Source organism: Bradyrhizobium sp. (genome assembly GCF_035484855.1).
Taxonomy (GTDB): Bacteria; Pseudomonadota; Alphaproteobacteria; order Rhizobiales; family Xanthobacteraceae; genus Bradyrhizobium.
Genome location: NZ_DATHOP010000059.1, coordinates 1 through 20,443 on the forward strand (window position 1 = coordinate 1; position 20,443 = coordinate 20,443).

Below are 20,443 nucleotides of genomic sequence, written 5' to 3' on the forward strand. Positions count from 1 at the left end.
GTCATCGAAGCGAATTATTACAATCATCAGCGTGAAAGAATTGCCCGGTTAAGTCGATTTTTACTTTGGCCCGTCAAAGTGACCGCAGTCGGTTGTTTAGTCCCGCGTCGCCGGCAGCGTCGCCTGAGTCAGAGTATTTGAGTCATGGTTGTGTCGCGTCGCGGGGCGTCTGCAAAGGCGCCCCGCACTAAATTCGAGTCCCCGTCCCATACCCAGATTATTGTCGGCGATTGCGTCGCCGAGATGTCGAAGCTTCCGGCGTCCTCCGTCGACCTGGTGTTCGCCGACCCGCCCTACAACCTGCAGCTCAAGGGCGACCTCAAACGCCCCGACGAATCCCATGTCGACGCCGTCAACAACGACTGGGACAAGTTTTCCTCGTTTGCCGCCTATGACGATTTCACCCGCGCGTGGCTCCTGGCCTGCCGCCGCGTCATGAAACCCGCGGCGACGTTGTGGGTGATCGGCTCCTACCACAACATCTTCCGCGTCGGCGCCATCATGCAGGACCTCGGCTTCTGGGTGCTCAACGATATCGTCTGGCGCAAGACCAATCCGATGCCGAATTTCCGCGGCCGCCGCTTCACCAACGCGCACGAAACCATGATCTGGGCCGCGCGCGACGAGAAGGCCAAAGGCTATACCTTCAATTATGAAGCGCTGAAGGCCGCCAACGAGGACGTGCAGGCGCGTTCCGACTGGCTGATCCCGCTCTGCACCGGCGAGGAACGCCTCAAGGGCAATGACGGCAAGAAGGTCCACCCGACCCAGAAGCCCGAAGGCCTTTTGGCGCGGGTGCTGCTGTCGTCGTCGAAGCCGGGCGACCTCGTGATCGATCCGTTCAACGGCACCGGCACGACAGGCGCTGTGGCAAAACGCCTCGGCCGCCGCTACATCGGTTTCGAGCGCGACCCGACCTATGCGATCGCCGCGCAAGCGCGCATCGCCGCGATCGAGCCCTTGCCGGAAGCCACGCTGGCGCCATTCATGACCGCGCGCGATGCGCCGCGCGTCGCCTTCGCCGAACTGATCGAGCGCGGCATGATCCCGCCCGGCACCAAACTGGTCGACTCCAAGAAGCGCCATGGCGCCCTGGTCCGCGCCGACGGCGCCATCATGCTCGGCGACAAGGTCGGCTCGATCCACCGCATCGGCGCGGTGGCGCAGGGCTCGGAAGCCTGCAACGGCTGGACTTTCTGGCACGTCGAGACCAAGAAGGGCCTGCGGCTGATCGACGAACTGCGCGCCGAAATCCGCTCCGAGATGGCGGCGGGCTAGGCGCTACGACCCGCAATTAATTCCTGCGATACCGCGCATTTGCTCCGTCACTTCCCGTCGACCGGCACGAATCCGCTGGCCTTCAGGACGGCCAAGGCCGACAGCGACGAGATGAAGCCGATGAATGCGCTCGCAGCGTCCGGCGCCTTGCCGGCCGTGGCGACTGCAGCCGACATCACAGTGGTATTCTGGATCTCGGCGGGCAGCGGACCGGCGAGATCGACGCCGGGCGAGATCACGATCTCGGTGATCTGGCCGATTTGCATTTCAACCTCGCCCCGCGCAACCCCCAGAAAGACGTTCTCGGGAACGTCGCCCTCCGACCTGTCGAGCCTGAGCTTGCCCTTCAACGCCTCCGCAATGCCGAGCCGCTCGAGCATGGCGGCCGTATAGATGCCGGAGGTCGAACCGGTGATCGGATCGCGGTACCCGATCGTATCCGCCGAAAGCAGCGCCCGCTTGAACGCCTCGACATTGCTGATGTCGGGTTTCGGCGCGCCCTTGCGGATGGCTACGCCGAGCGCGATTCCGGCGATGTCGACGGAGCTCCCCTGCACGACCTTGCCATTGCCTGCGAGCTTTTCGAGCTGGGATCTGGAGACGATGACCACATCGGCGGCTTCATCCTTCGCAATCCGGCCGACGATGGCGCCTGCCGGGCCATATTCGATTCTGGCCGTGTGACCGGATGAGTTTTGAAAGTCCGGAACTAGCCGCGATAGTGCGCCCTTCAGCGAACCGGACGACAGAATTCTGATTTCGGCGGCATCCGCAGTGCCACCGATGTGCATCGCTGCGACCAAAGCGACAGCGGCCATCGCGATCTTCAGAGCGTACATGACGATGCGGTTCGTCCGCCCGTTCAGTCCGTCGTACTCGTCGACCGGCACAGCTTCACGCATCTCCATGTCTCCGACAACGACGACTTCGTCGATCATGGCCTCTTCCGGGGTGAAACGGACCGGCAAGAACCATTCGGCTCCGCCAGAGCCTAATCCATGTATCGCAGGTATGACATGATGGCGAATTGTTCCCCGTGGAACTGCGGTAATGGGTCGCAACCCCGAATTGCCCCTCTATGGAACACTAGTCCAAGTAGCGGGTTGATTTCCCTCCACCCAAAGGAAATCCGATGGCAGCCAGCTTTGGCACCGACGACGCTCCCGCATGTCCAGAATGCAAGACCCGCATGAACCTGACGAGACGAGCGCCCCACCCGGTCTACGGGATCGAATTTGAATTGCAGACCTTTGTATGCAGGCAGTGCCGAAACGAATTTGTCAGGAGCGCGGATCGCCAGGGCGAGATCATAGGATGATCGCTGGATCAAGGCCGCTATGGACGATCCAGACCACCTTGATTTAATTCGATAATTCGTCTCTGTGCGCAGGCCGGTCTGCGCACAATGAATATTTGCGCGCCTGCCGCGCGTGGTTCGACCGTTGTGATGGGACCGGCCGGCAGGCTAGCCTCGCAAAAAACAGGGGGAAAGCATGGGCCGGAAGATAGCTATCGTCGGAGCGGGTGCGGTCGGCGGATATGCCGGGGCGCACATGGTGCAGGCGGGCGAGGACGTGACGTTCATCGATCCATGGCCGGAGCATATCGAGCACATGCGAAAGCATGGCCTGCGCGTCACCCACGCCAGGGACGTCGCGGAATTCACGGTCCCGGTGCGGGCACTGCATGTCACCGACGCCCAGCAGCTTGCCAAGGAGAGCCCGGTCGACATCGCCTTCGTCTGCATGAAGTCCTACGACACCGCCTGGGCCACCATGCTGATCAAGCAGTATCTGGCGCCGGGCGGCTACGTCGTGTCGCTGCAGAACTGCATGAACGAGGAAACCATCGCCGGCATCGTCGGCTGGGGCAAGACACTGGGTTGCATTGCCTCGAGCATCACCGTCAACCTGCCCGAGCCCGGCCACATCCACCGCGGCGCCGGCAAGCACGGGGCGAAGCACACCGTGTTTCGCACCGGCGAGGTGCACGGCCGCATCACGCAACGGGCAGAAGAGATCTGCCGGCTGGTCGGCTATACCGACAGCGCCAAGGTCACCGGCAACCTGTGGGGCGAACGCTGGTCGAAACTGGTCGCCAACGTCATGGGCAACGGGCTCTCGGCCTGCACCGGCCTGCCCGGCGGCGAGCTGCTGCAGAACGAGCCGATCCGTCGCTTCTCGACTAGGCTCGGCAGCGAAGCGATCCGCGTCGGCCAGGCGCATGGTTATCAACTGGAGGAGATCCTGCATCTGCCGCCCGAGACGATCGCGAAGGCCGGCGAAGGCGACGAGACGGCGATGCACGCCTGCGACGAGCAGCGATTCAAGGACGGCAAGCACACCGCCTCCGAGCAGCGTCCCTCGATGGGCCAGGACATGCAAAAGGGCCGCCGCACCGAGATCGAATTCCTCAACGGCTTTGTGGTGCGCGAGGGCGAGAAGGTCGGTCTCACGTGCAAGGCCAACGCCGTGCTGACGGACATCGTCAAGCGCGTGGAACGGGACGAACTCAAGCCCGATCCGCGCCACATCACCGAGTTGCGGTTGAACTGAGGGGGGTCCGCGAATGCGGTCATGCACACTGCAGCAAGCGCGCGCTCATGGATGGTGCGGTCCTTATTCGTCTTTTAACCTGGATTAACGGAATGCTTCTTTGGTAGTTCATCTTGGCGTTTGCGTTGGCGCTCCGCATTACAAAGACGACCATTGAGGTATCCGATTGGGCTCAAAGTTCGTAGGGCGGAATGGTGTAAATGCAGTCTTGCCAATTCAATCGCCCTTCGCTGCAATACGCTGACTATTGTGTCCCACGGTATCGATTCAAAAGACCTTCGGTTCAATCCCAACGTGTGCTAGATCAATCGGTGCGGGGGGGTAGCTCAGCCTGGGTAGAGCACGTGTCTTTAAGAACATGGTGTCGGCAGTTCGATTCTGTCCCCTCCCACCATTTTCGGATTCGGTATTATGACTTGGAATCAGGCAGCAGATGAATGGTCTGGTTTCTTGGGTAAGATCAATCTTACCAGGGAAGAGTTGCGATGTTCTTGGAATAGCCCTTGGTTTCGCGGACACACGAATTCTGCTGATTACAAGTTACTTCCAGGCATCCTACGAAACCAGACTGAACGAGATAAGTCACGAATCAGACGCGTATCTGCACAAATCGAGAATTTCGAACGCACTATTGCCGAGTGCAAAGTGGAGATTACCAAGATACGAAAGACGTTGACGGTCGAGCACAACCTGTGGAAGGCCGATCCCACGCCAGAAAATGAAAGACGCGTAAAGGCCGCGCAAAAAATCCTTGACGAGAAGCGCCTGAAAATGGGTCGCGCAAGGAACGCCGCAAACAATGCCCAATTGCAAATCGACAAAATCAACTTAGTCCCTACTGGCGAACGGGAAGCATTCATAGAGTTTAGTGCACGATCTGGCCAACAGTTTACGAATTCCTGGGAAGTTCTAGCAGCGATGCAGCATTGTGGTGTGCCAACGCGCCTACTTGATTGGACTGAAACACTTGCATCGGCTTTGTTTTTTTCATTGAGGAAATTCTCGCTAAGCATCGATGTTGTTTGGGCCAGGGACAAGAAAGATGGAAGAGTTGGTCCATTCCAGCGCACACCAACCGAGCTTCTTACGGAGATTGGACCGCTGCCAACTCCCTCGGTTTGGGTACTCAATCCCTTTCGCGCTTCAGCAAAGTCCACAGATAGGACCCGCATTTGGGATATATCCCGTCAACCTGAATATGACTACTTCCAACGGATCGTGGTTGAGAGAAACTGGGACTTTGAAGGTCCAATCCCTGCGTTTTCGCCCTGGCGATCTGCCCGCATGGCAGCCCAACAGGGTACATTTGTCGTCTGGGGCCGCGATAGGCGTCCATTAAATGAAATTCTCGGCTCAGATTTCGTGGCCGAGGTGTTACTTAGCGAGCGAGCCGCAATTTATGGCGTCTACATGCTGAAACATATGCTCGCGATCGATCACTTTTCTCTGTTCCGCGATCTCGATTCGCTGTCTGCGGCTATCGCAGACAGATACATCAAATAGACGATTGGTGTGAGTGCTAAAGCGCTCGCGAGCCCTTTGGGCAGGAGAGAGATCGATCTTTGTCGTTCACCACTCAGGTCTAGAACGGCCTGATCGAACCTTGTGAGGTTTCCAGCGGCCACGTCCTTTCCACTCCAACGATCCACACCCGATTTCTGGACATCAAAACTGGAAAACTGCTGCTGTTCGTCCAAATCACGGTATTTAGTCAGCATAGATTTCACACCGATTTTTCCTTCGCTTTTCGCGCCACCGATGGGGATTTGCTGCCGGCGTAAGCTGGCCATGGGAACCAAGTGGCGCGGAGGGAGACGAAGAGAGCGAAGAAGGCCGCATTGGAGAGTGAAGAGGAAATTGCTGGGGGTCTGTGAAGAGCGGCACACTCGCCAATGGTTGGCGAACCCTCACTCCGCCCTGATGCTCGCCGCCTTAACGATCGGCCACCATTTCTCGATCTCGGCGGTCTGATGGCTCTTCAGCGCCGCCGGCGTTTGCCGGTCGGGCGGCGGGGTTTCCTGGCCGAGTTCGAGAAAGCGCGCCTGCACGCCTCTGTCGGCCAGCGCCGCCACGATGGCCGCGTTCAATTTGGCGACGACATCGGCCGGCGTATTCTTCGGCGCCCAGATCGCTTGCCAGTAGCAGGCTTGGCGCCCACGCGATCGGCCGCGGCCGGAACCGGCTGAATTGAGCAGACAACCGAACCGCTTCTGTTGTAACTTTGCATCGACTGGTTGCAGCAGCAGCGGGAATCGCCTGATGGCGCGGATCTTCATCTCTCATTCCGGCCGTGACAATGAGGCGGCCGAACGGATCATCACCTGGCTCAAAGGTCGGGGATTCGACACGGCATTTCTCGACTTCGACAAGGACTCCGGTATCCCGCCGGGCGCCGATTGGGAAAGAACGCTCTATCGCGAGATCGAGCAGTCCGAAGCGGTCATCATCATTCAGACGCCGAACTGGCTGGCTTCGAAATGGTGCTTCGTCGAATTCACCCAGGCGCGCGCGCTCGGCAAGGCGATCTTTCCGATCATCGAGACCCCGACCGGCGACACCCTGATATCGCCCGACATCCAGGCGCTCAATCTGCTCAGCGATCGCGAGGGAGGCCTCGAGCAGCTGGCCCGCCAGTTGACGCGGATCGCGCTCGACGCCCAGGGTGGATTTGCCTGGGACGCCGGCCGGCCGCCCTATCCGGGCCTGCTGGCGTTTCAGGAAGAGGATGCGGCGATCTATTTTGGGCGTGACGACGACATCCGCCGCCTGATCGAGCGGCTCAACGCGCGGCGGGCGCAGGGCGGCGCCCAGCTCGTCGCGCTGCTCGGATCCTCCGGATCCGGAAAGTCGTCGCTGCTCAGGGCCGGCGTCATCCCGAGACTCAAGCGCGCCGGCCGCACCTGGATCGTGGTGCCGCCGATGCGGCCCCAGGTGCACCCGGTGGACGAGTTGGCCCGCGCACTGGCGGTTGGCAGTGGTGCCGACTGGCGCAAGCTGCAGAGCGACCTGCTCGGGGCAAATGTTGCGCGTGTGCTCGACGGCATCGCCGGCGATCTGCGCACCAAGGCGGCTGCCAACGAGGCGCAGATTCTGATCCCGATCGATCAGGCCGAGGAATTGTTCGGTGCCGCTGACCCTGAGCAGTCCGCACACTTTCTCGAAATCCTCAGCCAGGCGATGTCCAGCGAGCTGCCCTTCATGGCGGTGATGGCGCTCCGCTCGGACTATTTGGGGCGGCTGCAATCGGCAACCCAGCTCACGGCCCGCTTCGAGGAATTTTCGCTCGGACCGATGCCGGTGGCGAGAATTCCGCAGATCATCCAGGGCCCGGCGCGGGTGGCCGGCTTGCGGATCGAAGACGCCTTCGTTCAGCAGGCCGCCCGCGATGCGGAGACCGACGATGCGCTGCCGCTGCTGGCTTTCGCGTTGCGCGAACTTCTGGATCGCTCGGGCGACCACTATCTGAGCCTGGATAACTACAAGGCGCTGGGCGACGAGAAGGCGGGGCTGACGCCGCTGGAAAATGCGGTGCGCAAGGCAGCCGACGATGTGCTGGCGCAGGCCCGTCCGACCGACGACGAGCTATCGGCGCTGCGCGAGGCTTTCGTGCCGGCCATGGTGCGGGTGAACGACCAGGGCGAATATGTCCGCCGCCCGGCGCGGCTCGACGACCTGCCGGCGAAAGCTCATCCGCTATTGGAGCGGCTGGCCAAGGCGCGGCTGTTGATCGTGCGCCAGGGCACCGATGCCCGGATGGTCGAGGTGGCGCATGAGGCGCTGCTGCGCAAATGGCCGCTCTTGCGATCGTGGCTCGACAATGCGCGCGAGTTCCTGGTCGGCAAGCAGCAGTTGGAGCAGGACCTGCGCGACTGGGAGCAGGCGGCGGAGGCCGACAAGAGCGGCGCGCTGTTGAGCGGCCTGAAGCTCAATCGCGCGCGCGGGTGGCTCGCTGAGCGTCCGCAGCAACTGACGCCGCAGGAGCGCGCCTACATCCAGGCCAGCGTACAGTCCGCCGAGGCCGAGGAACTCCGCAAGGCGCGGCTGCGACGCAACATCACCCGCGGCTCGATCGCGGCGGCCGCGGTGCTGGCCTGCGCTGCGGCCTACGCCGGCCTCGAGGGTTTCAAGGCTCGCCGGGCGCAGGAAAAAACGGTGCAGGCGCAGGCCAGAACCGCCGATGAGCTCATTCGCTATTCATGGATCGATCTCGGCGCCAAGCAGCAGGAAGTGGTGCGGCTCACGGACGTGGCCAAGAAGCTCGGGCGCAAGCCCGAGGAATTGCTGCCGGACATCATCTGCGGAAGCCAGGACTGCATGGTGACGAAGAAACAGCAGCCCGGCGATTTCGACTGCAAGACCTGGCTGAAATCCGGCTTCCGTTATCTCTATTGTTCGATCCGAAGCGTCATCAGCTTCGACAAGGTGCAGGCCATTTCAGGACTGAATATTTTTCTCCCGGGCGGACCGCACGACAACAAGGAACTGGACTTCAATGACCCCACCCGGTTCGGCCACTACAATCCGGAGTTTCTGGATTGGGTGGAGAACCGCATCGTTCCGGACCGGACGGACGCTTGGTTCAAGGGCGTGACCCAACTGGTCTATGACGCGCAAATCGGGCCAATGGCGCGCGCGCTGTATCACTCCCATGAAATCCTGTTCGCCTCGCCGGAGCGCTATCAAGCCTTTGAAGCCCGGTATCAGGCCGTCAAGCAGGATTACCTGCAAAAGCTCAAGCTACGCCAAACCAATGAAAGCCGGTTCGAGGACGGCGGCGGTCCCTATGCCGTCGCGGACATCCAGGCGCGGTATCAGAAACGCATCGCGGACAAAGCGAAGGATGCAGGCGGCGATCTCGGCGAGGACGTTCGCTGGCTGTCGGACTATCTCGCCACCGACAAGGGCGATGACTGGTACCTCGCCAATACCGCGGGCGGCTTTTGGGTCAGGCGCGCGATCGACGGGACCGAACCCCAGATATTCCGGCTGGTGACAAAATTGCTGCAGACCTTCGAGCCGAAGGTGGTGAGCCAGCCGTGATATCAGGCGCAATCGTCAGCGGCTGCCGCGCCGGCTCACGAAGTCTTCGGTTGCGCTCGCCACCGAACCGCGCGAGATAATGCGCCCGCAGCGCGACGTTCCGCATGCGCCTGCGATTCTTGCCGCCAAATCCTAGGGAGATCCCATGCTGAAATTTTATTTCAACGGCGCACCGAACCCCAACAAGGTCGCGCTGTTTCTGGAAGAATCCGGCCTGCCTTACGAGCTGGTGCCGGTCGACACCCGCAAGGGCGATCAGTTCAAGCCGGAATTCCTGAAAGTGAATCCGAACGGCAAGGTGCCGGCGATCGACGATGACGGCGTGTTCGTGTTCGACAGTAACGCGATCCTGCTCTACCTCGCCGAGAAGACCGGCAAGTTCCTGCCGCCCAACACGCCGCAAAATCGCGCGCAGACGCTGTCATGGCTGATGTTCATCGCCTCGGGACTCGGCCCCTATTCGGGACAGGCGGTGCATTTCAAGGTCGCCGCACCCAAGGACCTCGACTATGCGCTCAACCGCTATCTCTATGAGGCGCACCGCCACTACAAGATCCTCGACGATCACCTCGCCAGGAGCAAATACATGGTCGGCGATACCTATACCATCGTTGACATGGCATTGTGGGGCTGGGCGCGGCTGGCGCCATTCGTGCTCGGCGAAGAGGGAGCCGCCAAATACAAGAACGTGAAGCGGCTGGTCGACGAGATCAACGCGCGTCCCGCGGCGACACGCGCCATCGCGTTAAAGGACAAGTTCACCTTCAAGGCCGAAATGGACGACGAGGCGAAGCACATCATGTTCGGCCACCTCAAGACCAAGGCGGCGTGATCGCCGCGACGTCGCGAAAACCGTAGGGTGGGCAAAGGCGCGCATGCGCCGTGCCCACCTTTCGTTTCGGAGATGTCGCGAAGAATGGTGGGCACGCTTGCGCTTTGCCCACCCTACGGAATCAATCATCGATCGCCGCGACCGCTTCGATTTCGATCAGCCAGCCCGGCCGCATCAGGCGGCTGACAACAACGAACGTGCTTGCCGGCGGTTTCTCGACATTGATGTAGCGGTCGCGTATCGGACGAAGCTTCGGCACGATGGCCTGATCCACCTCGGCGACGAGGTAGTAGTTCAGCTTGACGATGTCGGCCATGGTGCCGCCTGCCGCTTCGACCGCAATCTTGAGATTGGCGAAGACCTGCTCGACCTGCGCTTCGAAATCGCCTTCGCCGACCAGCTTGCCGGACGCATCGCTCGGGACTTGGCCGGAAAGATAGACGATGGTCCCATGATTGATCTTGGCGACGTGCGAATAGCCGGCCGGGCCCGGGGCTATCAGGGCTTTGGGGCTGAGGAATTCCTTCGGTGGCTTGCTCATGAGATTCTCCCGGCTGGCGCTTGCACCAGTCTAGCCGATGTCGCCAACCATTGAAGCGATCGCGTTGCGAACTGGGTGAGGATTTCCCCGCTTGCGCGCCGCCGGACATTGCGCTCCATTCGGCGGCCGCGAAGCCACCTCAAGGAGAGTTGCGCCATGTTCGAATTGATCGGCCTGGAAAAGATCGGCTTCGTCGCGCGCATCACCTTGCGCCGTCCCGAGCGAACCAATGCGATGAACGCGGCGATGCTATCCGAGATCGCAGAGGCGATGGACGCGGTCGAGGCGGACGCCGAGGTGCGGGCCGTGATCGTGACCGGCGCGGGCAACGCGTTTTCTTCCGGCTTCGACCTCAAGGAGCAGATGGAGCGGCGGCCGACGGGCATCGAGACCTGGCGTCCGATCCTGCGCAAGGATTTCGACGTCCCGATGCGGTTCTGGCATTGCCCGAAACCGACCATCGCGGCCGTGCGCGGGCCGTGTCTTGCGGGCGCCTGCGAGCTGGCGCTGGCCTGTGATCTCACGATCGCCTCGCCGGACGCTTTCTTCGGCGAGCCCGAGCTTAAATTCGGCGCCGGCATTGTCGTGATGATCCTGCCCTGGATCGTCGGCCCCAAGATCGCCAAGGAAATCATCCTGACCGGAGAGGACCGCATCAGCGCCGAGCGCGCCCGCGAGATCGGCATGATCAACCGCATCGTGCCGAGCGAAGAGCTCGACGAGGTCGCACTGCAGGTCGCGCAAAATATCGCGGTGATCGATCCCAACCTCGTCAAGGAAACCAAGCGGGCGATCAACCGCTCGATCGAGGCCCGCGGCATGCTCGGCGCGCTCGAACAGGCGCTCGAAATCGACCTCCTGATCGAGGGACAGGGCTCGCCCGACAAGGCCGCCTTCATGGATCTGGCCCGAAAAGAGGGGCTGAAATCGGCGCTGGCGTGGCGCGACAGCCGGTTTTCGAGCACGCGCGCGTGATCGGAGCGCTGGCCCGCAATCTGCAACAGGCGCTCGCCGCATCCGGCTGCGTCCTGTGCGATGCGAGCGGCGCAGAACGGTCGGCGGCGGAATTGATTGCGCATGCGCATCGGATTGCCGGTCTGCTCAAGCAAGCCGATGCCGGCGCTCACGAGCCCGTCCATCTCGTGATCAACAACAGGCCGCTCGATATCGGATCGTTGCTGGGGATCTGGCTCGCCGGCGCGGTCGCCGTCCCCATTCACGCGACCGCCGTCGAGGCGACGAGGGAACTACTTGCGGCGAAGACGGCCGCGCGATTCCTGATCGACGGAGACGAAATCGAGCGGCTCGCCGAAAAACCTCCCGCCCCGCGCGCGCTGTTGAGCGGGGCCGCGCTGGTGATTTTTACTTCGGGCACGACCGGCACGCCGAAAGGCGCAGTGCTGGGCCACGACGCGCTGGCCGGCAAGATCGCCGTACTGAAATCCCTGCTTGGCCTGAAGGTCGACGACACCGTGCTCGTTCCGCTGCAGCTCAATTTCATCTTCGGACTCTGGATCTGCCTGCTCGCGATCGAGTGCGGATCGCGGATCGTGCTGCTCGCGAAATTTTCCGCTGATGCTGCCGGCAAATGGCTGGATGACGGCGCCACCGTGTTGGGTGCGGTGCCGACCATGCTGCGGACCCTGCTTGCCGGCCCGGTGCCGCAAGCCGCAAACCTTCGCATGATCCTGGCCGGCGGCGAGGTGATGACGCCGTCTCTGAACGAGGGCATTTCCCGCATTTGGCCACATGCCGGCATTTTTGACCTCTACGGCTCGACCGAGACCGGCTCGTGCGACTTCTCCCTGACGCCATCAGAACAGATCAGCGGCCGCGGCTCGATCGGACATCCGACGCGCGGCGTGAAATTCAGGATCACGGCAAGCGACGGACGGAAGGCGAGGCCGGCGAGTTGGAGATCGATACGCCCTACGGCATGCTCGGATATCTCGACGATCCCGGCCTGACACGGGCGTCGTTCAACGAGAATTATTTCCGGACCGGCGACCTCGCGCGTATCCGCGCCGACAAGCGTACCGAAATCGTCGGGCGCGCCAAGGAAATCATTTCGCGGGGCGGCAACAAGATTTCGCCGCTCGAAATCGATAACCTCCTGTCCGCCCATCCCGACGTCGCGGTCGCGCTCTGCACCGGCATCCCCGACGAGCGCATGGGTGAGACCATCCATGCCATCGCGGTGCTCAAGCAAGGGGCAACGCTCAGCGAAACCGACCTGCTGGCCTGGGCGTCCGGCAGGATCGAGCGTTTCAAACTGCCGGAGGCGATCATTTTTTGCGACGCGATCCCGGTCGGAAGCACGGGCAAGGCGAGCCGCGCGGCGGTCGCACAGTTCATCCTCACGCGGCGGTAGGAGTAGCTTGCGTGGCTGCGTAGGGTGGGCAAAGGCGCGCTTGCGCCGTGCCCACCATCTCTCGACATCACGACCTGATGGTGGGCACGCGGAGCCTGTCATCGGGCGCGCATTCGCGCGACCCGTTGGCTTTGCCCACCCTACGATTCGACCCTACGATTTACCCGTTACGCGGCCTTCGCCTGCTGCTCGCCCATCACCTTCTTCACCGCCGGGCGTTCCGCCATCCGCTTCATGTGGTCGGCGACCTTGGGAAAAGTCTTGAGATCGACGCTATCGCCCTCGAGCCAGAGCGAAATGGTGTAGAGATAGGGATCGCAGATCGTATACTGCTCGCCCATCACCCACGGGCCCTTCAACATCCCCTTCTCGATCAGCTCCATGGCGGCGCCCATGCTTTTCGGGACCATGCGCTTCATGTCCGCAAAAGAGGATTCGTCAGATGCCCAGCGATAGCCGCGGCCCTTGTGCGCATGCGCGACATGCACCGTGGCGCAGAGATAATTGTTGATCGACTGCGCTTCCGCGAATGCAAAGGGATCGTCTGTTGGAGCGAGCTTCGCCTTCGGAAAGGTCTGCGCGATATAAGCCAGGATCGCCGGCGTCTCGGTCAGGATGCCCTTGTCGGTCACCAGTGCCGGCACCCGTCCCTTCGGATTGACTTCCAGATAGTCGGGGCTCTGCTGCTGATTGGCCTTGAAGTCGAGCCGCACCGCGCTGTAGTCGGCGCCTGCCTCCTCCAGCGCGATATGCGAGGCCAGCGCGCAGGTACCCGGGGCATAGTAAAGCTTGAGCATTTTTTTGATCCTCGTTGGGAAGCCGGAGGTTAGCGGTGCGGCGTTGCGCCGTCCATCCCGACCATGCCGATCGGCCGGGCTTTCGCTGTTGCCCACGGCCCGCCTCCCATGCCATCACCATCCCCGATAGCGAGGGCCCATCATGACCGTACTCATCGCCGGCGGCGGCATCGGCGGGCTGACCTTGGCGCTCAGCCTGCACCAGATCGGCGTTGCGGCACGCGTGTTCGAGAGCGTGACTGAGCTGAAGCCGCTCGGGGTCGGCATCAACGTGCTGCCCCATGCGGTGCGCGAATTGACCGAACTCGGCCTGCTCGAGAAGCTCGATGCGGCCGGCGTGCGCACCAGGGAGCTGGCGTATTTCTCCAAGCATGGCAAGCCGATCTGGAGCGAGCCGCGCGGCCTCGAGGCCGGTTATAAGTGGCCGCAATTCTCGGTGCATCGCGGCACCTTGCAGCAGATCCTGCTCGACGCCGCGACCGAGCGGCTGGGGCGAGAGAACATCCTCACCAGCCATCACCTCAGCGGCTGGTCGGAGACCGCCAGCGGCGTGCGCGCCGATTTCATCGACAGGGCGACCGGCAAGTCCGCAGGCAGTTATGACGGCGCGATCCTGATTGCGGCCGACGGCATCCATTCGGCGGTCCGCGAGAAACTCTATCCGCAGGAAGGACCGCCGATCTGGAACGGGCGAATCCTGTGGCGCGGCATCACCGCCTCGGACGCGTTTCTTTCCGGCCGCACCATGATCATGGCCGGCCACGAAATCCTGAAATTCGTCTGCTATTGCATTTCCAAGGAAGCCGACGCCTCAGGCAAATATCAGATCAACTGGGTCGCCGAGCGCCACATGCCGCCGACCTATCAGTGGCGGCGCGAGGACTACAACCGCACGGCAATATCAGAGGAATTCCTGCCCTGGTTTTCGGACTGGAAGTTCGACTGGCTCGACGTGCCCGGCCTGATCCGCAATTGCCCGCACGCTTACGAATATCCGCTGGTCGATCGCGATCCGATCCCGCAATGGACGTTCGGCCGCGTGACGCTGATGGGCGACGCCGCGCATCCGATGTATCCGATCGGCTCCAACGGCGCCTCGCAGGCGATCCTCGATGCGCGCGTGCTGACCCGCGAAATCCTGGCGCTTGGCGAAAGCCATGCCGCGCTTGCCGCCTACGAGGCCGAGCGCCGCCCCGCCACATCAGATCTCGTGATGCTCAACCGCCGCAACGGGCCGGAACAGGTGATGCAGCTGGTCGAGGAACGCGCGCCCGACGGCTACAAGACCGTCACCGACGTGCTGTCGCTGAAGGAACTGGAAGACATCGCCGCCAACTACAAGCGCGTCGCCGGTTTTCAGGTCGAAGGGCTGAACGCCAAGCCGCCGATCGTAGCCATGCCGGCCTCAACGAAGGCTTCGAGCGCGGGCTGACTTCACCTCTCCCCGCTCTTTTGCGGGGAGAGGTCGGATCGCGCCAGCGATCCGGGTGAGGGGCGAGGCATGATGATCAACGTATCTACGGTATTCGTGGACAGAGCCCCTCACCCTACCCTCTCCCCGTGAAGAACGGGGAGAGGGGAAAACACCACCGCTAGCGAACCGCATTCGCCACAGCCAACGCCCGCCAGAACGGTTTACCGATCTCGCTCTCGATGTCGGACCGGCAGATCCCGATATCCTGCAGCTCGCGCTCGCTCATGACGGCGAGCTGACGCCGGGCGCGGCGGCGTTCGCGCCAGACCCGGACCAACGCAAAAATATCCTCGATATTGGCAGCCACAGATCCCGCGGGATTTCGCGACGGCAGCGGTCGATCATGCGCGATGTCGGCGCAGGCAAGGCTTGGGGCTTCAACCTGCGGGACGCTTTCGCGCTTCGGGAAACGGGCCTGACAGGACGGGGCTTTGGGGCGGTCGAGTGCGGTGCTGATCATGGCTGATCCCTTCGTTCCGCCATGGTTTAGCGCAGCCCTGCTGACAGCATGGTGTCAGCAGCCGAGGACGGCCGATGCGGTTGTGATGGTCAAAGCCCCAGCCCGTGCGCGATCACCTTGCGCATGACATTCGGCAACGCCTCGTCCGCCAGCGTGGCGACCGGCACCCAGCGCATTCCCACGGGCGCCCGCGTGCGCGCGGCAGTTTTTGCGGTATAGACGACCAATTCCAGCGGAAAATGCGTGAACACGTGAGTGACGGTGCCGGTCTTACGGTGCCAGCGCGCGATGCCTTTCGGTCGAGGTGCCTGCTTCAGCGCGACTTTGTCGTCCTGCCCGGCGACCCAGTCGGAGGTCGGCACTTCGGTCATGCCACCGAGCAGGCCTTTTTCGGGGCGGGTACGCACCAGCAGTTCTTCCCCGCGGGTGACGACAAAAGCTGCGCCGCGCCGCAGTGCGCCGGCCTTCTTCGGCGCCTTGCGCGGAAATGTCTCCTGATCGCCGCGCGCGCGGCTGACGCAATCATCGTTCAGCGGGCACAGCGCGCAGGCCGGTTTCTTCGGTGTGCAGATCGAGGAGCCGAGGTCCATCAGCGCCTGCGCGCTATCGCCGGCGCGAGACTTCTCGTCGCCGGCCCTGGAAGCTCCCAACAGCGTCGCCGCCAATTGCTTGATCAGCGGCTTGGCCTGCGGCAGCGGCTGCTCGACCGCGAACAGCCGCGACACTACGCGCTCGATATTGCCGTCGACCGGCATGGTCCGTCGGCCGAACGCGATCGCTGATATCGCCGCCGCGGTATAGGGCCCAATCCCCGGCAGCGCGCGCAATCCCGCTTCGCTGTCCGGAAACACCCCGCCATGATCGCGCGCCACCGCGGCCGCGCAGGCATGCAGATTGCGCGCGCGCGAATAATAGCCAAGCCCGGCCCACATCCGCAGGACGTCGTCGAGCGAGGCACGGCCGAGCGAGGTGACATCGGGCCAGCGCGCCATGAATTTCAGGAAATAGGGCCCAACGGTTTTGACGCCGGTCTGCTGCAGCATGATTTCCGACAGCCAGACCGCATAGGGATCGGCCGGCCTCCCCGGCAGCGGCCGCCATGGCAGGGCCCGGCGATGGCGGTCGTACCAGGCGAGCAGCAGCGCGGGGCGGACGCTGTCTTCGACGGCCTGTTCACTTTTCCTGAGTGTCAGTGAGCGAGTCACCGTCTCATTGTAGGATCGGAATCGCGATGTGGCCAGTCGAGCCCCGGGGGATTGCAGACTATAACGCGACGCGTTATAGTCCCACATGATCCAGGGTTTTGCCGATTCCGAGACCGAATTGATCTGGTCCGGGCGCCGGAGCCGAAAACTACCGCCGGACATCCAAAACGTCGCGCTGAGAAAGCTGCGTCTTCTGAATCAGGCGCGGGTGTTGAACGATCTTCGCGTGCCGCCTGGCAATCGCCTAGAGGCACTCAAGGCTGATCGGCAGGGACAGTATTCGATCAGGATCAATGATCAGTGGCGCATTTGTTTCGTTTGGGATGAGGGAGGACCGGCACATGTCGAAATCGTCGACTACCACGGCTAGAAACGGGCTGCTTCATAATCCGCACCCCGGCGAAATACTGCTCGAGGAGTTCCTCAAGCCGATGGGCCTCAGCCAGAACGCGCTGGCGCGTGCGGTTCATGTCGCACCGCGCCGCATCAACGAGATCGTGCTTGGCAAGCGCGACATCACCGCCGATACCGACCTCCGGCTCGCGCGCTATTTCGGCCTGTCGGAAGGGTTTTTTCTCGGACTGCAGATGGACTACGATCTGATGCAGCGGCGGCGCGAAATCGACCGCGACCTGAAAACCATCCGGCCGCGCGCGGCATGACCGGCTGCCTCGACAGGCGGGCGGTGGTATAAGACCCCATGGCAAAGCCAGGCTATATCAGCGCGAAACCGCTTTCCGTCTTGCTCAGCGACGTGTTTTCCGACGCCTATGCCAAGCAGGGGTTTGCCGCGCGCGAGTTGGTCACGCGGTGGGCCGACATCGCCGGGCCCGAAGTCGCCGCCCATTCGGAGCCGCTGAAAATCCAGTGGCCGCGGCCGGTCGAGGGACAGGCGCAGGAACCGGCGACGCTGGTCTTGCGGGTGGAGGGTCCGATGGCGCTGGAAATCCAGCACGCCTCCGACGTCATCCTGCAGCGGGTCAACCGCTTCTTCGGCTGGAGCGCGGTGGGGAAACTGGCGCTGCGGCAGGCGCCGCTGTCGCGCCGGAACCGGCCTGCGGCCTCCGGCGCCCCGGACCCCGAGGCGGTCGCCGACGTCGCCAAAACCCTGTCCTCGGTGGAGGACGAGGAGTTGCGGGCCGCGCTGGCGCGGCTCGGCGCCTCGATCAAGCGAAATTGAGCCGGTGATTTGAAGGAATTGCGGACCGCCATTGCCACATTTGCGGTTTCAAGCTAGCGAACAGCCTGTTCTTTGGGTCCTTTCGGCGTGCACGCGCCAATCCGGGAGTAAAGCCTTGATCATCACCCGCCGCGCCTTCACCGCCGTTTTGTCGCTGACGGGGCTGGCCGCCCTCGCCGGGTTTTCACCGTTCCGCCTGATCGCAGACGCCATGGCGCAGAGCGCCGCGGACGTGTCCAAACCGGTATCGCTGCCCGACATGGCGCTCGGTCCCGCCAACGCCAAGGTGACGATCACCGAATTCGCCTCGATGACCTGCCCGCATTGCGCGGCCTTCAACGCCGAGGTGTTTCCGAAGATCAAGGCCGAATATATCGACACCGGCAAGATCCGTTACGTCTTCCGCGAGTTCCCGCTCGACATCAAGGCGGCGGCCGGCTCCATGCTGGCGCGCTGCATCGCCAAGGACGATGCCGGAAAATATTTCGCCGTGATCGATCTGCTGTTCAAGCAACAGCTCGAATGGGCCGGCCCAAAGACCACCGAGACGCTGACCCGGATCGGCAAGCAGGCTGGTCTTTCCCAGCAGCAGGTCGAGGACTGCCTGAAGGACCAGGCGCTGCTCGACAAGATCGCCGCCGACCAGAAATACGCCGCTGATGTACTGAAGGTCGATTCGACGCCGACCTTCTTCGTCAATGGCGAGAAGATCAAAGGCGAGACCTCGTTCGAGGAATTCCAGAAGAAGATCGATCCGCTGCTGAATAGCTGATCGATCCCGCCAGCTGCGGTTGTTTTCGTCCGGTCCGGGAGCAAGCCTTTGATCATTACCCGCCGCGCCTTCACCGCCGTTTTGTCGCTGACCGGGCTGGCCGCCCTCGCCGGGTTTTCGCCGTTCCGCCTGATCGCAGACGCCATGGCGCAGAGCGCCGCGGATGTCTCCAAACCGGTATCGCTGCCGGACATGGCGCTCGGCCCCGCCAACGCCAAGGTGACGATCGTCGAATTTGCGTCGATGACCTGCCCGCATTGCGCGGCCTTCAACGCCGAGGTGTTTCCGAAGATCAAGGCCGAATATATCGACACCGGCAAGATCCGTTACGTCTTCCGCGAGTTCCCGCTCGACATCAAGGCGGCAGCCGGCTCCATGCTGGCGCGCTGCATCGCCAAGGACAATGCCGGAAAATATTTCGCCGTGATCGATCTGCTGTTCAAGCAACAGCTCGAATGGGCCGGCCCAAAGACCACCGAAACCCTGAAGCTAATCGGCAAGCAGGCCGGCCTCACCGAGCAGAACGTCGAGGACTGCCTGAAGGACCAGGCGCTGCTCGCCAAGATCTCCGCCGATCAGAAATACGCCAACGAGGTGCTGAAGGTCGATTCGACGCCGACCTTCTTCGTCAATGGCGAGAAGATCAAGGGCGAGACCTCGTTCGACGAATTCCAGAAGAAGATCGATCCGCTGCTCAACAGCTGATTGATCTCGCCAGCTGCGGTTGTTTTCGTCCGCGCCGGGAGCAAGCCATGATCGTCACGCGCCGCGCCTTCACCGCCGCCCTGTCGCTGACCGGGCTTGCCGCTGCCATCGGATTTTCACCGCTGCGCCTGATCGCGGAGGCGATGGCGCAAGGCGCGGCCGACGTCGCAAAACCGGTATCATTGCCGGACATGGCGCTCGGCCCCACCGATGCCAAGGTCACGATCATCGAATATGGATCGTTGACCTGTCCGCATTGCGCGGCCTTCAACGCCGAAGTGTTCCCAAAGATCAAGACGGCGTACATCGACACCGGCAAGGTGCGTTACGTCTTCCGTGAATTTCCGCGCGACCCCAAGGATGCGGCCGGCTCGATGCTGGCGCGCGGCATCGCCGGGGACGACTGCGCAAAATACTTCGCCGTCGTCGACGTCGTGTTCCGGCAGCAGAACGAATTTCTGGAGAAGACGACGGAAACCCTGACCCGGATCGGCCGGCAGGCCGGCCTGAGCCAGCAGGCCGTCGAGGCCTGCCTCAGGGATCAGGCGCTGCTCGACAAGCTCACCGCCGGTCGGAAGTTTGCCATTGAGGTCTTGAAGATCCCGGGAACCCCGACCTTCTTCATCAACGGCGCGATGATCGATGGCGTGCCCGACTTCGAGGAATTCGACAGGAAGATCAAGTCGCTGTTGAAAACCTGATCGTCGCGTCGCGGGATCCCGCGACTCATTTGCCTCGCACAAGCCTCACAAAAGCCTTGGGAAAAGCGCCGGGCGGCGGTTGCCCTGAAGCCCCCGCCTCGCCATTGTCGCCCCACGAGCCTGCGAAAAGCGACTCACCCCCACACACCGACATTGCCTTCTATGGTATTGTCCCGGCAGGGAGATTCGCGCCCCGCCAACAGAGCATCGTGTCCATGAAACTCACGCGCCTTCGCCTTCACGGTTTCAAATCATTCGTTGAACCCACCGACTTCGTGATCGAACCCGGTCTGACCGGGGTGGTCGGGCCGAACGGCTGTGGTAAATCGAATCTGGTCGAGGCGTTGCGCTGGGCGATGGGTGAAACCTCGCACAAATCGCTGCGCGCCGCCGATATGGACGCGGTGATCTTTGCCGGTTCCGGCAGCCGCCCCTCGCGCAACCATGCCGAAGTGGTGATGACCATCGACAACGCCGATCGCTCGGCGCCGGCGGCGATGAACGATCGCGAGATCCTGGAAATTTCGCGGCG

The 20,443-nt window shown here is 62.4% G+C and carries 22 protein-coding genes; 16 read left to right on the top strand and 6 right to left on the bottom strand.

Features of this window, described 5'->3' with window-relative positions; genetic code table 11:
* The first annotated feature begins 144 nt into the window (after positions 1–144).
* Positions 145–1,278: a site-specific DNA-methyltransferase gene (locus VK804_RS07335; protein WP_325369390.1), complete on the top strand. Its 1,134-nt coding sequence runs from the start codon at positions 145–147 to the stop codon at positions 1,276–1,278.
* A 47-nt stretch (positions 1,279–1,325) separates the two neighbouring features.
* Here VK804_RS07335 and VK804_RS07340 read toward each other — a convergent pair whose 3' ends face one another.
* Complete coding sequence (locus VK804_RS07340) at positions 1,326–2,216, bottom strand: substrate-binding domain-containing protein (RefSeq protein WP_325369392.1); 891 nt, start codon at positions 2,214–2,216, stop codon at positions 1,326–1,328.
* A gap of 555 nt (positions 2,217–2,771) precedes the next feature.
* On the opposite strand from VK804_RS07340, the gene VK804_RS07345 reads away from it, so the two are divergent.
* Both VK804_RS07345 and VK804_RS07350 read left to right on the top strand, forming a co-directional pair.
* On the top strand, positions 2,772–3,833 hold the full coding sequence (locus VK804_RS07345) for a 2-dehydropantoate 2-reductase (RefSeq protein ID WP_325369394.1): 1,062 nt from the start codon (positions 2,772–2,774) through the stop codon (positions 3,831–3,833).
* Between the two features lie 411 nt (positions 3,834–4,244).
* A complete protein-coding gene (locus VK804_RS07350) occupies positions 4,245–5,336 on the top strand; it encodes an FRG domain-containing protein (RefSeq protein WP_325369396.1) in 1,092 nt (363 codons plus the stop codon).
* Positions 5,337–5,740: 404 nt separating this feature from the next.
* On the opposite strand, the gene VK804_RS07355 is transcribed toward VK804_RS07350, so the two are convergent.
* A complete protein-coding gene (locus tag VK804_RS07355; RefSeq protein WP_325369398.1) occupies positions 5,741–6,109 on the bottom strand; it encodes a tripartite tricarboxylate transporter substrate-binding protein in 369 nt (122 codons plus the stop codon).
* On the opposite strand from VK804_RS07355, the gene VK804_RS07360 reads away from it, so the two are divergent.
* On the top strand, positions 6,093–8,873 hold the full coding sequence (locus VK804_RS07360; protein WP_325369402.1) for a toll/interleukin-1 receptor domain-containing protein: 2,781 nt from the start codon (positions 6,093–6,095) through the stop codon (positions 8,871–8,873). The genes VK804_RS07355 and VK804_RS07360 overlap by 17 nt on opposite strands.
* 145 nt (positions 8,874–9,018) lie before the next feature.
* Positions 9,019–9,705, top strand: coding sequence for a glutathione S-transferase family protein (locus tag VK804_RS07365; RefSeq protein WP_325369404.1), 687 nt, complete (start codon positions 9,019–9,021; stop codon positions 9,703–9,705).
* Positions 9,706–9,826: 121 nt separating this feature from the next.
* On the opposite strand, the gene VK804_RS07370 is transcribed toward VK804_RS07365, so the two are convergent.
* Positions 9,827–10,246 carry a RidA family protein gene (locus VK804_RS07370; protein ID WP_325369406.1) on the bottom strand — a complete coding sequence of 140 codons (420 nt, stop codon included), beginning with the start codon at positions 10,244–10,246 and terminating at the stop codon, positions 9,827–9,829.
* Positions 10,247–10,402: 156 nt separating this feature from the next.
* Here VK804_RS07370 and VK804_RS07375 point away from each other — a divergent pair, with 156 nt between their 5' ends.
* Genes VK804_RS07375 through VK804_RS07385 form a run of 3 tightly spaced genes read left to right on the top strand, consistent with a single transcriptional unit; the run spans position 10,403 to position 12,617 of the window.
* Positions 10,403–11,221: an enoyl-CoA hydratase/isomerase family protein gene (locus VK804_RS07375; RefSeq protein WP_325369408.1), complete on the top strand. Its 819-nt coding sequence runs from the start codon at positions 10,403–10,405 to the stop codon at positions 11,219–11,221.
* A complete protein-coding gene (locus VK804_RS07380; protein WP_325369410.1) occupies positions 11,185–12,213 on the top strand; it encodes a class I adenylate-forming enzyme family protein in 1,029 nt (342 codons plus the stop codon). Before VK804_RS07375 ends, VK804_RS07380 begins: the two co-directional genes overlap by 37 nt.
* Complete coding sequence (locus tag VK804_RS07385) at positions 12,159–12,617, top strand: class I adenylate-forming enzyme family protein (RefSeq protein ID WP_325369412.1); 459 nt, start codon at positions 12,159–12,161, stop codon at positions 12,615–12,617. The genes VK804_RS07380 and VK804_RS07385 overlap by 55 nt, the downstream gene beginning before the upstream one ends.
* 167 nt (positions 12,618–12,784) lie before the next feature.
* Here VK804_RS07385 and VK804_RS07390 read toward each other — a convergent pair whose 3' ends face one another.
* Positions 12,785–13,414 (bottom strand): glutathione S-transferase family protein, encoded by a 630-nt coding sequence (locus tag VK804_RS07390; RefSeq protein ID WP_325369414.1) that lies wholly within the window; start codon positions 13,412–13,414, stop codon positions 12,785–12,787.
* A gap of 142 nt (positions 13,415–13,556) precedes the next feature.
* Here VK804_RS07390 and VK804_RS07395 point away from each other — a divergent pair, with 142 nt between their 5' ends.
* Positions 13,557–14,846: a flavin-dependent oxidoreductase gene (locus tag VK804_RS07395; RefSeq protein WP_325369416.1), complete on the top strand. Its 1,290-nt coding sequence runs from the start codon at positions 13,557–13,559 to the stop codon at positions 14,844–14,846.
* Positions 14,847–15,006: 160 nt separating this feature from the next.
* Here VK804_RS07395 and VK804_RS07400 read toward each other — a convergent pair whose 3' ends face one another.
* Both VK804_RS07400 and mutY read right to left on the bottom strand, forming a co-directional pair.
* Positions 15,007–15,348, bottom strand: coding sequence for a DUF1127 domain-containing protein (locus VK804_RS07400; protein ID WP_325369418.1), 342 nt, complete (start codon positions 15,346–15,348; stop codon positions 15,007–15,009).
* An 89-nt stretch (positions 15,349–15,437) separates the two neighbouring features.
* A complete protein-coding gene (gene mutY / locus VK804_RS07405) occupies positions 15,438–16,553 on the bottom strand; it encodes an A/G-specific adenine glycosylase (protein ID WP_325369420.1) in 1,116 nt (371 codons plus the stop codon).
* 85 nt (positions 16,554–16,638) lie between these two features.
* On the opposite strand from mutY, the gene VK804_RS07410 reads away from it, so the two are divergent.
* The 7 genes from VK804_RS07410 to VK804_RS07440 form a co-directional block, all read left to right on the top strand.
* Positions 16,639–16,923: a type II toxin-antitoxin system RelE/ParE family toxin gene (locus tag VK804_RS07410; protein ID WP_325369422.1), complete on the top strand. Its 285-nt coding sequence runs from the start codon at positions 16,639–16,641 to the stop codon at positions 16,921–16,923.
* A complete protein-coding gene (locus tag VK804_RS07415; protein WP_325369424.1) occupies positions 16,895–17,215 on the top strand; it encodes a HigA family addiction module antitoxin in 321 nt (106 codons plus the stop codon). Before VK804_RS07410 ends, VK804_RS07415 begins: the two co-directional genes overlap by 29 nt.
* 38 nt (positions 17,216–17,253) lie before the next feature.
* Positions 17,254–17,733 (top strand): DUF721 domain-containing protein, encoded by a 480-nt coding sequence (locus tag VK804_RS07420; protein WP_325369426.1) that lies wholly within the window; start codon positions 17,254–17,256, stop codon positions 17,731–17,733.
* A gap of 115 nt (positions 17,734–17,848) precedes the next feature.
* The gene (locus VK804_RS07425) at positions 17,849–18,505 is read left to right on the top strand and encodes a DsbA family protein (RefSeq protein WP_325369428.1); all 657 of its coding nucleotides are present in this window, start codon (positions 17,849–17,851) and stop codon (positions 18,503–18,505) included.
* A gap of 48 nt (positions 18,506–18,553) precedes the next feature.
* Positions 18,554–19,210, top strand: a complete 657-nt coding sequence (locus tag VK804_RS07430; RefSeq protein ID WP_325369430.1) for a DsbA family protein — start codon at positions 18,554–18,556, stop codon at positions 19,208–19,210.
* Between the two features lie 47 nt (positions 19,211–19,257).
* Positions 19,258–19,911 (top strand): DsbA family protein, encoded by a 654-nt coding sequence (locus VK804_RS07435; RefSeq protein WP_325369432.1) that lies wholly within the window; start codon positions 19,258–19,260, stop codon positions 19,909–19,911.
* 209 nt (positions 19,912–20,120) lie between these two features.
* A partial coding sequence (locus VK804_RS07440) for an AAA family ATPase (protein ID WP_325369433.1) occupies positions 20,121–20,443 on the top strand: 323 nt, incomplete at its 3' end.